Below are 14846 nucleotides of genomic sequence, written 5' to 3' on the forward strand. Positions count from 1 at the left end.
AAAATAAAAAAACATTTTTTTATCTCTAATACTAAATATTTCCGAGCCTTAAATTTTTAATAAGATGAACAAATATATTTTTTACTTGCTATTCTTTTTTTCAGTTCCTGCTTTTGCACAAACAACCCATAATATTACAAATCCAAACCAACTTGGAGGTTTAACATTAAATGCTGGAGATACAGTTATTTTAGCTGATGGAGTTTATGCATCAGATGAAAGAATAAAATTTTCTCCAACAACAGGTACAGCAGCAATGCCAATAACTTTTAGAGCTGAAACGCCTGGTGGAGTTAAATTTACAGGAGGTTTACAAATGAGTATTGGTGGAGATTATGTTATTGTAGATGGTTTTTATTGGCAAGGTGGTTATGGAGCAAGTAATTTTATTGAATTTAGAGATGGCAGTAATTATGCTAATTATAGTAAAATTCAGAATTGTGTAATTAATGGTTTAGAAATAAGTCCAGATGATAAAGCTGATGATGGAACAACTTCAATAACAAAACATAGATGGATTGTTTTGTACGGAACTTACAATACTGTTATAAATTGTTCTTTTATGAACAAAGAAAGTGCAGGAGCTTTAATTTTAGTTGAACTTGAATATAATGCATCTCCAGATGATGATGCAACAAACACACGTTGTAATATAGTAGGACATACAATTACAAAAAATTATTTTTATAAATATGCAAAAATCGATGCTTCCTTAAGTAATTCTGGTGATAGTGAAACTATTCGTGTTGGAACTAGTGAATATCAAAACGTAAATAGCAATACAACTGTAAGCAATAATTATTTTGTTGAAGCAAATGGTGAAAATGAAATAATCACCAATAAAAGTAAAAACAATAAGTACATTAATAATACATTTAGAAGGAGTCGAGGTTCTTTGGTTTTACGTCATGGATCTAATGCAACTGTAGATGGTAATTATTTTTTAGGTGAAAATGTTGATGGAACTGGAGGAATTAGAATTACAGATAGCGATCATACAATTACTAATAATTACATTCAAGATTGTATTACAGTAAATAGCCAAGCAAAATGGAATAATGGAATTACCTTTATTGGAGGTGGAGATAATGCTGCAGTAGATTGTAATTCTACAAGTGCTTCAAATGGCTATCAAAAATCTAATAACATAACAATTTCTAATAACTCAATTGTAAATACAAATGCGCCTTTATTTTACAATACAGACAAAGGATCTACAGATCCAACAGGTTCTGTTTCAAATAATTTAATATATTTTACTTCTGGAAACTCAAATTTAACAAACGTAATCACTGGAGACACTGCCAGCTCTTATTCTAATTTAGGTAAAACATTAAGTTATTCTGGAAACGTATTTACAGGAACTGTATTAGGAGAAACAAATACAGGTTTTACAGAAGAAACAGGAATAGCAGCTACTTCTAATGGCGAAATCTTTACTTTTTCAGGTGCTGGTTCTTCAGGAAAAGGTGCAGATTTAGGAACTTATAATCCAACAACAGATACTATGGTTGGTTATGGAATTGGAGCTTGCTTTTTAAACAATTTAGGAACTAAAATTACAAATGGAGATTGTACTATTGTTGTACCAGAATCTTTAACAGTTGGAACTTTGCAAACACTTGCACCAACAGCAGGTAGTTACAATGTATCAGTGAATGCAAATGTTGGTTGGACAGCAGTTTCAAACGATACTTGGATTTCTATTGATACAAATGCTGCAAATGGAGATGCAACAGTTTCTGTAACAGTTTTAGAAAATGCGACTACAGATGTTAGAACTGGTACAATAACATTTACACAAAATGCTGGAGGAGATGATATTGTAAGAACACTTACGATTATTCAAGATGGTAAAAGTTTAACAGATTTATATAATCTAATAAATACAGGAATTACAAGTGATCCAGTAACAATACATTCCTTTTCTAAAGAAGAAGTTGGTGGAGGGAAAACAAATGCTGCAACAAACACTTTAGATAAAGATAATGGTACAGTTTGGGCTGCAGATGATGGTGCTGTATTATCAGGAGATTACAAAGGAGATGGAGAATATATTATTTACGATTTAGGGAGTAATTATAACCTTAATTTAGTACAGTTTACAACTACAAACAAATCAGATTCTTTTGGTTTTCAAGTTTGGGTTTCAACAACAGGAACGAATGCTTCAGATTTTTCAAAAATAATTCCTTCTACAGGAGATTTAATTTTATCAGCAACAAATTCTACAGATTTTAATCAATATGAAATAAGTGCAGGAATCAATGCAAGGTATGTAAAGTTAATAGGTTATGGTAGATTTAATACTATAGGAGACACACGAAAAAGTGTCTGGAGTGCTGTTGGAGAAATAGAATTTTATACTGCTTCAAGCTTATCTGTTAACCAAATAAGTCAGAAAAATAAGTTAACTTTATATCCAATTCCAGTGAATAATTTCTTGTATATCGAAAATTCTAGTAAATCTCTAAGAGAAATTAAAATTTATAGTTTGGATGGTAAAAAAATTATGGAAAGAAAAATAATAAACACTAAAGATGCAAGAGGTATAGATGTTTCTGCTTTAGTCAATGGGGTTTATATTGTTCGTTTTTATGATGATTTTAATTTATTCTCAAAAAAAATTATGATTGCACATTAATTCTAATTATTCAATTTCCGTACAATTTTACTCTCAATATAAATTTTTAAGGTTTTAAGAGTTAGGTTTTTAAAGTAAATTTATCAAAAGCTTTGAAAAAACAAAAATAATTGTATATTTGGTAAACCAAATTGGTTTACCAGTTATATTCAAAGTAGAAATCTTAGTATTAATTTAAATTTTAAAATCTATTCGCATGAAAAAAACATTACTTTCAAAAAAAAATCCTAACAAACTATTTACACTTTTGGTGTTTTGTTGCTGTTTTAATTTTGGTTGGAGTCAGCAAGTAATTGGAGAGTTTCCAATAATGGATGGTGGTTTAGAAAATCAAACAGCTGGTAATATGAAGAGTCAAGGTTCTTCAGCAAAAGGAACAGCTTCCACTACATGGTCTATTTCAAGTACTGGAGGAACAACAAACGAGAAAATTTTAGACACTCCTGTAGATGCTAGAACTGGTAATTTTTCTGCACAAGCACAATTGAATAACGATAAAGATAATGCCCGTCTTCAAACGCCTTCAACAGTATCGCCAAATGCACTTTCTGTTTCTACTTCATATACAATTCAGTTTTTTTATAAATCTCCAACTGCTCTTGACGATGGAGATTTAAAGCCAGGTATTTATTTAAATAATACTTCAAGTGGTAAGACAAAAGATAAAACAGATGCAAGTACTTTTGCAGCTAATACATGGACAAAAGCACATGGAAAAGTTACAACTGGTGGCGATTTTGATGCTTCTAACTGGGCAGTTGCAAGAATTGGAGGAGTTAAAGGAGTTGACAAACCATTAATTAGTTTTGATGATTTTGTGGTTTATGCTGGAGATTATGATGATACTGCACCAGATATAGCAACTGGAGGAAGTTATGTAAATAACGGAGGTACAGGAACTATAAGTTGGTTAGCACCAGCTGGAGGAGTTGATGGAGGTGGTTATGTAGTAGTTAAATATACAACAGACCCAAATGCAGACAATGATCCAAACCAAAATGGTATTTATAATGTTGGAAATACAACAACAAATGGTACAGGAAGTTTAACAGGAACTGTTGTTTATATTGGCACTGATACTTCATTTATGGAGACACATGTTGCTGGAACATTTTATAAAATTTATACGGTTGATAAAGCGTTTAATTATTCTGATGAATTAAAGGTTTCTTCTAGTACAACAGCTTCTGTAGATGAGGTTTTTGCTTCTAAAGTTTCAGTATATCCAAATCCTGCAAAAGATTTCGTGACTATTTCTTCACCTTTAGAGATTAATAAACTTGAAGTTTATAATTTATTGGGAAAAAGAGTAATTAGTTCATCAAAATTAATCAACAATAATTTAGATATTTCTACTTTAGCAAAAGGAATTTACATGATGAAACTTACGAGTGGAGAATCTGTAGCTTCTAAAAAATTGATTAAGAGGTAGCAAAACATAGTTTATATAAAATAAGAACTCATTTTTATGGGTTCTTATTTTTTTTAAAAATTTTTAAAAATGAAGAGTTTTCAAACACTTTTATTGGTATTAACAGTCTTTTATTCTTGTAATGAGAAAAAAGAATCAACAGATTCTGTTGATGATAATCAGCATCCAAAACTTATTTTAACCAAAAAAGGTGTTGATAAAATTCGAGCTTCTCTTGGTTCAGTTCCAATTTTTGATAAAACTTTAGAAAAGGTAAAAAAAGAAGTAGATGCCGAAATTGCTGATGGCATTAAAATGCCGATCCCAAAAGATTATTCTGGTGGCTACTCTCACGATCAGCACAAACGAAACATGGTGGTTTTGCAAAAAGCGGGTGTTTTATATCAAATTTTAGATGACGAAAAATATGCTAAATATGTAAAAGACATGCTCATGCAATATGAAGCGATGTACAAAACATTACCAGTGCATCCAAAAACAAGATCGTATGCAAGAGGTAAATTATTTTGGCAATGTTTAAACGATTCTAATTGGTTAGTTTATGTAAGTCAGGCTTACGATTGTGTGTATAATTATCTATCTGAAGAAGAACGCAACAAGTTAGAAACGAATTTATTCAAACCATTTGCAGATTTTATTTCAATTGGTAATCCTCAATTTTACCAAAGAGTTCACAACCATAGTACCTGGGGAAATGCTGCAGTTGGTATGATCGGTTTGGTAATGGACGACCAAGAATTAATTGATCGTGCTTTGTACGGAATTAAAGATTTAAAATTAAATACAACAGAAAAAGATGATGATGGAGGTTTTTTAAATAAAGATGGTAAAGCTGGTTTTTTGGCAAATATAGAAGAGCCATTTTCTCCTGATGGTTATTATAATGAAGGGCCTTATTACCAACGTTATGCAATGTATCCTTTTTTAATTTTTGCTGAAGGGTTACATAATGTAAAACCAGAATTAAAAATATTTGAATACAAAGAAGGAGTTTTACTAAAGTCAATAAATGCATTATTAAATTTATCAGATGCAGATGGCGATTTTTTTCCATTGAACGATGGTCAAAAAGGAATGTCTTATTATACGAGTGCTTTAGTTACAGCAGTAGATATTTCGTATCATTTTGGAACCCAAGATTCAGGTTTATTATCTATAGCATCAGCACAAGATCGTGTATTATTAGACGATTCTGGTTTGTCAGTTGCATTGGGTATTAAAAATGGTAAAGCAACATCTTTCAATAAAAAATCGATTAACCTTTCTGATGGTCCAAAAGGCGAACAAGGTGGAGTTGCTATATTAAGAAATGAAGATATTGAGTTGGTATTTAAATATGCTGCACAAGGATCTAGTCATGGTCATTATGATAAGTTGTCATATTCTTTATATGAAAAAGGAGAAGAAATTCTTCAAGATTATGGTTTGGCAAGATTTGTAAATATCGAGCAAAAAGGTGGTGGAAATTACCTAAAAGAAAATAAAACTTGGGCAAAGCAAACCATTGCACATAATACAGTTACACAAAATGAAACTTCCCATTTTAATGCGAAGTATGAAATAGGAAGTCAGCATCATTCAGTGTTAAATTATTTTTCTTCAGAAAATGAAAACGTGCAAGTAGCAAGTGCAAAAGAAGCAAATGCATATCCTGGAACAGAGATGCTTCGAACGATGGCAATAATAAAAGATGAAGATTTAGAAAAACCATATATGTTAGATATTATGAAGGTTACTTCTAATGAAGCAAATCAATATGATTTTCCATACTACTTTTTAGGGCAAGTATTAAATACAAACTTTAAATATGATACTCCTAAAACTTTAAATACTTTAGGAACCAAAAACGGGTATCAGCATTTGTATGTAGAAGGAACAGCAAAAGCTTCTAGCGAGAATAGTAAACTATCTTGGTTAAATAAAGGGAAGTTTTACACTTTAACAACTTTAACGAATAACAATGATGAATTGCTATTTACTAGAATTGGAGCAAACGATCCAGAATTTAATTTAAGACGTGAAGCCGCTTTTATGTTGAGAAGAAAAAATGCTAAAAATACACTTTTTGTTTCTACAATTGAAGCACATGGAGGTTATAGTCCTGTTACTGAATCCGCAGTAAATTCAAACAGTAGTATTAAGGAATTACAATTGGTTTTAGACACAGAAGATTATACTGCAATACAAATAACGAGCGAAAAAGGAAATATAAAACTTTTTATAACTGCAAATACAAATGCTTCCAAAGAAGCAAAACATACAATAAAAATTAACGATAAGAATTACGAATGGTCAGGTTCTTATTATTTCGAATAAAACAAAACAATTAATATTATGAAACGATTTAGCGAAAAATATATCAGTGCAAAAGACATGGATTGGGAAGAACTTGGTGGAGGGGTCTCAAGAAAGTTTTTGGGTTATGATAATCAAATTATGATGGTAAGTGTAAAGTTTGACAAAGGAGCTTTAGGTTCTCCACATCAACATTTTCATACGCAAGCAACTTATTGTGTATCAGGAAAATTTGAATTTGAAATTGATGGAGTAAAGAAAATTGTAGAAGCAGGAGATGGCGTTTATATAGAACCTAATTTACTGCACAGTGCAATTTGTTTAGAAGAAGGACAATTAATTGACACATTTAGCCCTGTAAGAGAAGATTTCTTAAGTGGAGATGGAGTCTCTTATTTTGGAGATAAAGAGTAATAACAAAATATTTTATGGAATAATTAACATTTTATTTTTTTATTTCAAAATATTGCATATATTTGGATAACCAATTTGGTTTACCAGTTTGGTTTACCAAAAAACAATTCAGAATTAGTAGTATAATAGTACACTTCTTTATATAGGTTAAAGAGTTACTTATAAATATTACTATTCTTGTTGTATCAAATATGTCTGGATGAGGGCATGAATCAAATCAAATATTAACAAATAATTCAAAACAATTAATTATGAATTTAAAATTCAAATCAGTTTTTATTGCGATGATGCTTTTCTGTATTGCAGGATTTGCTCAGGAAGTCACGCTAAAAGGAACTGTAACATCAAGTGCTGATGGAGAACCAATTCTTGGAGCCAACATTGTAGTTGTTGGAACCAACAAAGGAACAAGTACAGATTTTGATGGTAAATTTCAAATCCGAGTAAAACAAGGAGAAATTTTAAAAGTTTCTTATTTGGGCTACACTACGCAATCGATTCCGTACGTAAATCAAAAAAGATTTAATATCGTTTTAAAAGAAGATTCTGCAGTATTAGATGAAATTGTAATTGTAGGTTATGGAACCCAAAAGAAAAGTCATTTAACAGGAGCAATTTCTAAAGTGAAAAACGAATCGTTAGATCAAATTGCAGTTGCTAGGGTAGATGAAGCTTTAGTAGGGCAGGTTTCTGGTGTTAATGTTCAGGCAACTGAAGGTGAAGCTGGTTCTGCACCAACGATTAGAATTAGGGGTACAGGATCTATTTCTGGTAGTTCTTCTCCAGCAATTGTTGTGGATGGATTAGTTGTAGACGAAGATTTTTTAGGAAACTTAGATATGAACGAAGTAGCATCTTTTGAAATTTTAAAAGATGCAGCATCAGCTGCAATATATGGTTCTAGAGGTGCAAATGGTGTAATTTTAATTACAACGAAAAGCGGTAAAGAAGGTGAAACTAAATTTAGTTATAACACATTTACTGGATTTAAAGAAGCAAGACAAAGTGATGCTTATTACTTTTCAATAGCAGAAACTGCTAAAAAAGAAATGGCTGCAACTGGAACAATATCAGACAGAACAAAATACAAACAATTAATTGGTGTAGATAGAGATTGGCAAGATGCTATTTTTAATGGAGGTATTATAGAGAGTCACTCTTTTTCTGCAAGAGGTGGAAGTGCTAGTACAAAATTTAGTATTGCTTTAAACTATTTGCATGACGAAGGTGTTTTGTTAACAGACGATTACAAAAAATATTCTATGAGAATTAAGATGGACACAAAATTGAATGATAAATTCTCTTTTGGTGCAAACCTTTCTCCTTCTTATACAGATAGAAGACGTTTTGATGGATCTACTCACGATATTTTAAGACAAACTCCATGGTTGCCAATTTATCATGATGCAAATACAATTAAATTTGTAAATACCTTTAAATATCCAAATGTAAAAGTTGGAGACTATGCTGTGCAACGTCATTTCGATGATTTCGATTTAAACACAATGCAACCAGTACCTTCTGGAGGAACAGATATTAGTAATACTTCTAATACAAACCCAGCAGCAAAAGTTTTAGAAAGAGATAGAAATGACTATAAATTTAAGTTATTTGGAAGTTTCTATGGAAAATATAAAATTGCAAAAGGTTTCAACTTTAAAGCAAGTGTTTTAGGAGATTTTCAGAACACTGCAAGAGATAGATGGCAAGGAGTTTTAGCAAGTAGAAATGGAGCAGCTGCAGCACAATTAGATATTTCTTCTGAAACAAGAATACATTTAGTAACAGATAACTTATTTTCTTATGATAAAGAGTTTGGAAAGCATGAAATAAGTGCAATTGCAGGTTTTTCTGCAGAAAGATATCATACAACTTTCGAAAGTTCTAGAGGTACAGGTTACGATACCGATTTAATTAGAACAATTTCTGGGGCAACACTTGTTGCAGATGCACAGTCTTACAAATTCGAAAGAAGATTATTATCTTATTTATCAAGAGTAAATTATGCGTATGATGATAAGTATTTGGTTTCATTAAGTTATAGAAGAGATGGTCATTCAGCTTTTGGACCAAACTTTAAATATGGAGATTTCCCAGCGGTTTCATTAGGTTGGACAGCTTCTAAGGAAGATTTTTTAAGCGATAGTGAGGTTTTAAACTTCTTAAAGTTTAGATTTAGTTATGGTGTTACAGGTAACCCAACAATAGATACTGGAGACGATATTATAGACAGTTATCCATATTTATCTCTAATTCAGTCTTCTACTGCAGTTGTAGATAATAATGTAGTAGGTGGTTTTGCTCCAATTAACATAGCAAACGCTAATTTACAATGGGAAAGATCTGTAGAATTTAACCCAGCAATCGATTTTGGATTCTTTAATAATAGAATTTCTGGTTCTATAGATTATTATCAAAGAACAAGTGATAAACTATTATTATTCAATCCTGTGTCTGCAACAACTGGTTTTACAGAGGCAATATCTAACTTAGGTAAAGTTAGAAACAGTGGTATAGAATTAGAAATTAGAACAAAAAACATCTCTAAGCCAAATTTTAGATGGGGTACAACATTTATTGCATCTAGAAACAAAAATGAATTGCTAGATTTTGCAGATTCTAATGGACAAGTTCAAAATGTAGATACAAAAAGAGCTGCTGAATGGATTAATTCAGTAGGAAACCCAATTTCATCTTTCTATGGATGGGTAGTAGATAGAGATATTCCTTTAGAATTTATAAGTAATCCTTATCACCCAGTAGGAGCAGAAGCACAAGATGTGTATGTAAAAGATTTAAATGGAGATGGTGTTATAGACGATGATGATAAAACAATCTTAGGAAATCCTTATCCAGATTTAGTTTGGAGTGTTTCAAATGAATTTAAAATAGGTAATTTCGATACAAGTTTTATGTTTCAAGGAAGTCATGGAGCAGAAGTAAGAAACATGGGAGACCAGTATTTATTTAATCAGTTTGGTTCTGCGCAAGATTTTATATCAACTACTCCAAATCAGCAATTTATAAAAGAGAAGATATTTACGAATGATATCATTCAAAATGCATCTTATGTTGCTTTAAGAACTGTAAATTTAGGATACACTTTACCAACCGATGTTGCATCAAAATTAAAGTTAACCAAATTAAGAGTATTTGCTACAGGACAAAATTTAATGTATTTAACAGCTAGCGATTATACTGGTTTTAATCCAGAATCTATAAATAATACAACAGCAACAACTTATGGATACCAAAGAGCAGGTTCTCCTATTAATAGAACAATTTCTGTAGGTTTAAACATAGAATTTTAAAAAACATTCAAAACAATGAAAAATATTATAAACAAAATTAAGTTTTTAGCAATACTAACATTAGTGTTTAGTATCGTGTCTTGTAGTGAGGATTTTTTAGAGCCTTCGCCAACACCAGATGCTGCAATTAGTGGTGTAGATTTTTATAAAACTGAAGAACAAGTTTTATCTGGAATTATAGGAATCTATGATGCAATTCAGGGAGTAAATGATACACGTTCAGATACTAACCATGGAATTCAAATGGAATTTTATGTTACAGAAATGAGAAGCGATAATACAAGAACAAAAAGTGGAGAAGGAGAAGCGTCTCAATTCGATTTCTTTACAGTACAGCCAACAAATGGTTTGGTAGCAGATCATTACAGAAGTGCTTATAATGCTGTTTTCAGAGCAAATAAAGTGTTAGAAAATTTAGATGTAGTCTCTGCAGCTAATAAAGCTAAGTACGAAGCAGAAGCAAGATTTTTAAGAGCTTACACCTATTTTAATCTAGTAAGATTATATGGAGATTTACCTTTAATAGATAAAGTTATAACTATAGAGGATAAAGACACTCAGTTTACAAGAGTTCCAGCAGCCCAAGTTTATGAATTTATTATTGCTGATTTTAAATTTGCAATTCAAAATTTATCTAACGGATCTAAAAATAGAGCGTCGAAGGCAGCAGCTCAAGGTTTATTGGCGAAAGTATATTTAACACAAAATACAAATTATGTAGAAGCACAAGTTTTATTAGAAGATGTAATGAAGAGTGGTTTTATATTAGAACCTAATTTTGAAGACGTTTTTTACAATGAAGATAACAAAGAAGTTATTTTTTCAATAGGATTTATATCTGGTATAACGCAAGATAGTCAAAATTTTTCTGCCGAATTTTTAAACGGAGTTGGAAGAACTGTGGGAGTAAATTATGTAACTAACGACGCTAAAGAAGCGTTAGATTTATTAGGAGGAAACAGAACAGCTGTTTCTTATAGAAACGACTTTTTACAAACGACACAAAATCAAGTTGCTAAATTTTTACCAAATGGATCAGATGGAGGTGCAGATGGTAAAACTTTTACAGGTTTCGATCCAAGATTAGCTGGTAACGATTGGGTTGTTTTAAGATATGCAGACATTTTATTAATGCATGCAGAGGCTATTATGGCAGGAGGACAAGATACTTCTGTTGGAGCAGCAATTAATTCTTTCCAAGCAGTAAGAGATAGAGCTGGTTTAACGACACCTGTAACTACAATTACTAAACAAGAATTATTAGATGAAAGAAGAGTAGAATTAGCTTTTGAAAATCATAGATTATTCGATTTAATTCGTTTAGGAGAAGCACAAAATGTATTATCTACTTTTTCTGCAGCTACTGGAGGAAGTTTTTCCTCAACAGACCTTTTATTACCAATTCCTCAAGTAGAAATAGGATTGAGTAATGGTAAATTATCTCAGAACCCTGGGTATAACTAGAATTTAAGAAACAAAAAATATAATAATTATGACTTTAAAATATAAATCAGCGTATTTATTCGCAATCATAGCTTTCTTTACCTTTCAATCTTGTGAGATTTTAGAAAAATATGAACTGCCGGAAGAAGGCTCTATAGCAGATGCAACTCCTCCACAAGCAAAATTCACTTTTAAACAAGGTGAAGGTTTAGGAGATATTTGGAAAACTTACAGCTTTTCAAATCAATCTGTAAGCGCTACAAGCTACGTTTGGACATTCGAAGGTGGTAAAACATCTACAGAATTAGAACCTTCCAATACTTTTCCAGGAGAAGGAACATATACAGTTTCTTTAACAGCTAAAGACAATCTTGGTGTAGAAAGTACTTTTACAGAAGAAATTACTGTTGTAGAACCAGCTGCACCTGCAGTTACGGACCCAGTTTTAGTAAATCCAGATTTCGATAAACAAGCAAAATCTTCAGGTTCAGACTGTGCATGTTCAGGTTGGATAAATAAAAGTTTAGGAGACCAAGGAGAATCTAGCTCTGGAAATGGTGGTTCTAACAATGTTCTTAAATTTGATGATGATGAGTCTGATGCAATTTATCAAGAATTCGAAGTACAAGCAAACGCAGACTATACTATAACAATTGTTACACAATTTAAAGACTTAAAATCTGGAGGTTCTTTTCCTAGTATGTTAGACTTAAGAGTCTTAGCAGGTTCTGGTTATGTGAGTGGTTATTCACCAGCTTATTATGCTACTGGTGCAGATTATCCTCAAGATGGTTTTGGTTACACAACAATTCCACAAGTTGAAGATGCTGGAAATAATCTTTTAGCTAAAGTAATTGAAAATCCAAATGATTCTGGATATCTAACGACTCAATATACATTCAATTCAGGTGCAAATACAAGTGTTGCACTATTTATGAGAGGTATTGGTGGAGATGGAACAGATGCAGATAACAAAGGATACCCATATAATAATGGAGATGAAGAGTTAAGAATTGATTCTGTACTTATAGAAGCATTATAATAAAACTAGTAAACACACATTATTATAACTTATAATGTGTGTTTACTTCTATCTTTGTATAATGTACAATTGTGTTATATTAGCAATTAATTATCAATCCTAAATTATGAAATTAGAGATACTCACCAAATCAGAAAATTTTAACGTTCAAAAAGATATTATATCTAAAATAAAAGATTTAATAAATTTTAAAAACTTAGAACCTGGAGATAAATTACCTTCAGAAAGAATGTTATCAGAAAAATTTGAAGTATCAAGAAGTAACGTAAGAGAAGCAATACAAAAATTAGAATTTTACGGTCTTTTAAAATCCATTCCACAAAGTGGTACTTTCGTTGCCAATATTGGTGTAATTGCCATGAATGGAATGATAGACGATATTTTAAGATTAGACGATCCTGATTTTAAATCTTTGGTAGAAACAAGAATCTTATTGGAACTTAAAACAGCAAGATTAGCGGCTTTAAGAAGAACAGAAGAAGATTTAAGTGACATGAAAAATGCCTTAGATGCTTACGAAGAAAAAGTTATTAATGGAGAGGATGCAGTCCAAGAAGATTTACTTTTTCATTTATCAATTGCGAAGGCAAGTGGTAATAGTAGTTTGAATAATTTTATGTTAATTATTATACCCGAAATTATAACCAATTTTGAAAAATACCATGTTTGCGACAAAGGTCTAGCACAAGAAGGTATTAAAGAACACTTAGAAATTTACAAAGCTATTGAAAAAGGAGATCCTAAGTTGGCAAAGCAAAAAATGAAAGATCACTTTAAAGTGTTATATCAATACTGCTACAATTTAAAATAATTTATTAAGCATACTTTTTATATTTTTTAATATTATCCACTTTTTAATTAAAGACGGTTGGATATTCTACTAAAAAAACATATATTTGGTAAACCAAATTGGTTAACCAATATTTTAATTAAAACAAATCAAAAATGAAGATAAAAGGCTTAAGATGGTGGGTTGTAGGTCTTGTGGCTTTAGCTGCAGTTGTAAACTATATAGATAGACAAGCTTTTGGTGCTTTATGGCCAGATATTGCTAAAGATCTATTTCCAGAAATGGATAAGGATGGACATAAAGCAATATATGGTACAATATCAACAGTATTTATACTTTCTTATGCAGGAGGACAAGCGCTGTTTGGAAAAATTTTCGATTGGATAGGAACCAGAATTGGTTTCGCTATCTCAATTGGTGTATGGTCTATTGCAACAATGTTGCATGCATTTGCCCAAGGATTATTAAGTTTTTCAATTTTTAGATCTTTATTAGGAATTGCAGAAGCAGGAAATTGGCCTGGAGCTGCTAAAGCAAATGCTGAATGGTTTCCAACAAAAGAAAGGGCGCTGGCTCAAGGAATTTTTAATTCTGGTGCAGCAGTAGGTGGTATAGTAGCATATCCAATAATTGGATTGTTATCTGTTTATCTAGATTGGAAATCAATATTTATTGTTGTAGGTATTCTTGGACTCTTATGGTTAGTACCTTGGTTATTTATTGTAAAAGGTGATCCAAAGTCTCATCCTTGGTTATCAGACGATGAAAGAAATTATATCTTATCTGGTCAAAAAAATCAAGATATAGATAAAGATGGAAATTATGATGAAGGATATGCACCAAATACAGGTGAATTATTAAAGCATAAAGAGAGTTGGGGAGTAATAATTGCGTCAGCTGCAATTGATCCTATTTGGTGGCTATTTATTGTTTGGATTCCAATCTATTTGTCAGAAGTTTTTGGAATGGATGTTAAAGAAATCGCATTTTCAGCATGGGTACCTTATGTTGGAGCAATGGTTGGAGCTATATTTGGAGGGTTACTTGCCAAAAATAGACTTTCAGCTGGTTGGTCTGTAGATAAGACAAGAAAAATGACGATTACCCTAGGTTGTTTAATTATGATTCCTTGCTTCTTCTTATTAAAAGCACCAGGATCTGCAACGAATGCAGTAATTATTATGGCAGTTTTACTTTTTGGATTTCAAATAGCAATTGGAAATATACAGACATTACCAAGTGATCTTTTTAGTGGAAAGATTGTTGGAACACTATCTGGGTTTGCAGGAATGGCAGCTAAACTTGGTGCAGCAGGGCTTACAATTCTAGTAACATTTATAACAACAGGTGGAAATTATACGCCTGCATTCATAATTGGAGGAGTTTTAGCTTTAATAGCTTTATTTGCTGTTTGGTTTTTATGTCCAAAAATAGCACCATTGAAAGCAAGAAATTAAATTAAAAAAAAATAAATT

The 14846-nt window shown here is 31.4% G+C and carries 9 protein-coding genes; all 9 read left to right on the plus strand.

Features of this window, described 5'->3' with window-relative positions; translation table 11 throughout:
- The first annotated feature begins 64 nt into the window (after positions 1 to 64).
- Positions 65 to 2644 (plus strand): chondroitinase-B domain-containing protein, encoded by a 2580-nt coding sequence (locus H9I45_RS00585; RefSeq protein ID WP_088355235.1) that lies wholly within the window; start codon positions 65 to 67, stop codon positions 2642 to 2644.
- Between the two features lie 196 nt (positions 2645 to 2840).
- Positions 2841 to 4076, plus strand: coding sequence for a T9SS type A sorting domain-containing protein (locus tag H9I45_RS00590; protein ID WP_088355234.1), 1236 nt, complete (start codon positions 2841 to 2843; stop codon positions 4074 to 4076).
- 69 nt (positions 4077 to 4145) lie between these two features.
- On the plus strand, positions 4146 to 6392 hold the full coding sequence (locus H9I45_RS00595; protein WP_088355233.1) for an alginate lyase family protein: 2247 nt from the start codon (positions 4146 to 4148) through the stop codon (positions 6390 to 6392).
- 18 nt (positions 6393 to 6410) lie between these two features.
- Positions 6411 to 6785: a cupin domain-containing protein gene (locus H9I45_RS00600; RefSeq protein WP_088355232.1), complete on the plus strand. Its 375-nt coding sequence runs from the start codon at positions 6411 to 6413 to the stop codon at positions 6783 to 6785.
- 251 nt (positions 6786 to 7036) lie between these two features.
- On the plus strand, positions 7037 to 10096 hold the full coding sequence (locus H9I45_RS00605; protein ID WP_088355231.1) for a SusC/RagA family TonB-linked outer membrane protein: 3060 nt from the start codon (positions 7037 to 7039) through the stop codon (positions 10094 to 10096).
- A 15-nt stretch (positions 10097 to 10111) separates the two neighbouring features.
- Complete coding sequence (locus H9I45_RS00610) at positions 10112 to 11560, plus strand: RagB/SusD family nutrient uptake outer membrane protein (protein WP_088355230.1); 1449 nt, start codon at positions 10112 to 10114, stop codon at positions 11558 to 11560.
- 28 nt (positions 11561 to 11588) lie between these two features.
- Entirely contained in the window at positions 11589 to 12581 is a 993-nt protein-coding gene (locus tag H9I45_RS00615) for a PKD domain-containing protein (protein ID WP_088355229.1), read from the plus strand.
- A gap of 106 nt (positions 12582 to 12687) precedes the next feature.
- The gene (locus H9I45_RS00620; RefSeq protein WP_088355228.1) at positions 12688 to 13392 is read left to right on the plus strand and encodes a FadR/GntR family transcriptional regulator; all 705 of its coding nucleotides are present in this window, start codon (positions 12688 to 12690) and stop codon (positions 13390 to 13392) included.
- Between the two features lie 134 nt (positions 13393 to 13526).
- Positions 13527 to 14828: an MFS transporter gene (locus tag H9I45_RS00625; RefSeq protein WP_088355227.1), complete on the plus strand. Its 1302-nt coding sequence runs from the start codon at positions 13527 to 13529 to the stop codon at positions 14826 to 14828.
- Positions 14829 to 14846 lie beyond the last annotated feature (18 nt).

Source organism: Polaribacter haliotis, assembly GCF_014784055.1.
Lineage (GTDB): Bacteria > Bacteroidota > Bacteroidia > Flavobacteriales > Flavobacteriaceae > Polaribacter > Polaribacter haliotis.

Excerpts from the sequence above, each read along its gene's own strand:
- H9I45_RS00585 (WP_088355235.1), top strand. The coding sequence starts at position 65 with ATGAACAAATATATTTTTTACTTGCTATTCTTTTTTTCAGTTCCTGCT.
- H9I45_RS00590 (WP_088355234.1), top strand. The coding sequence starts at position 2,841 with ATGAAAAAAACATTACTTTCAAAAAAAAATCCTAACAAACTATTTACA.
- H9I45_RS00595 (WP_088355233.1), top strand. The coding sequence starts at position 4,146 with ATGAAGAGTTTTCAAACACTTTTATTGGTATTAACAGTCTTTTATTCT.
- H9I45_RS00600 (WP_088355232.1), top strand. The coding sequence starts at position 6,411 with ATGAAACGATTTAGCGAAAAATATATCAGTGCAAAAGACATGGATTGG.
- H9I45_RS00605 (WP_088355231.1), top strand. The coding sequence starts at position 7,037 with ATGAATTTAAAATTCAAATCAGTTTTTATTGCGATGATGCTTTTCTGT.
- H9I45_RS00610 (WP_088355230.1), top strand. The coding sequence starts at position 10,112 with ATGAAAAATATTATAAACAAAATTAAGTTTTTAGCAATACTAACATTA.
- H9I45_RS00615 (WP_088355229.1), top strand. The coding sequence starts at position 11,589 with ATGACTTTAAAATATAAATCAGCGTATTTATTCGCAATCATAGCTTTC.
- H9I45_RS00620 (WP_088355228.1), top strand. The coding sequence starts at position 12,688 with ATGAAATTAGAGATACTCACCAAATCAGAAAATTTTAACGTTCAAAAA.
- H9I45_RS00625 (WP_088355227.1), top strand. The coding sequence starts at position 13,527 with ATGAAGATAAAAGGCTTAAGATGGTGGGTTGTAGGTCTTGTGGCTTTA.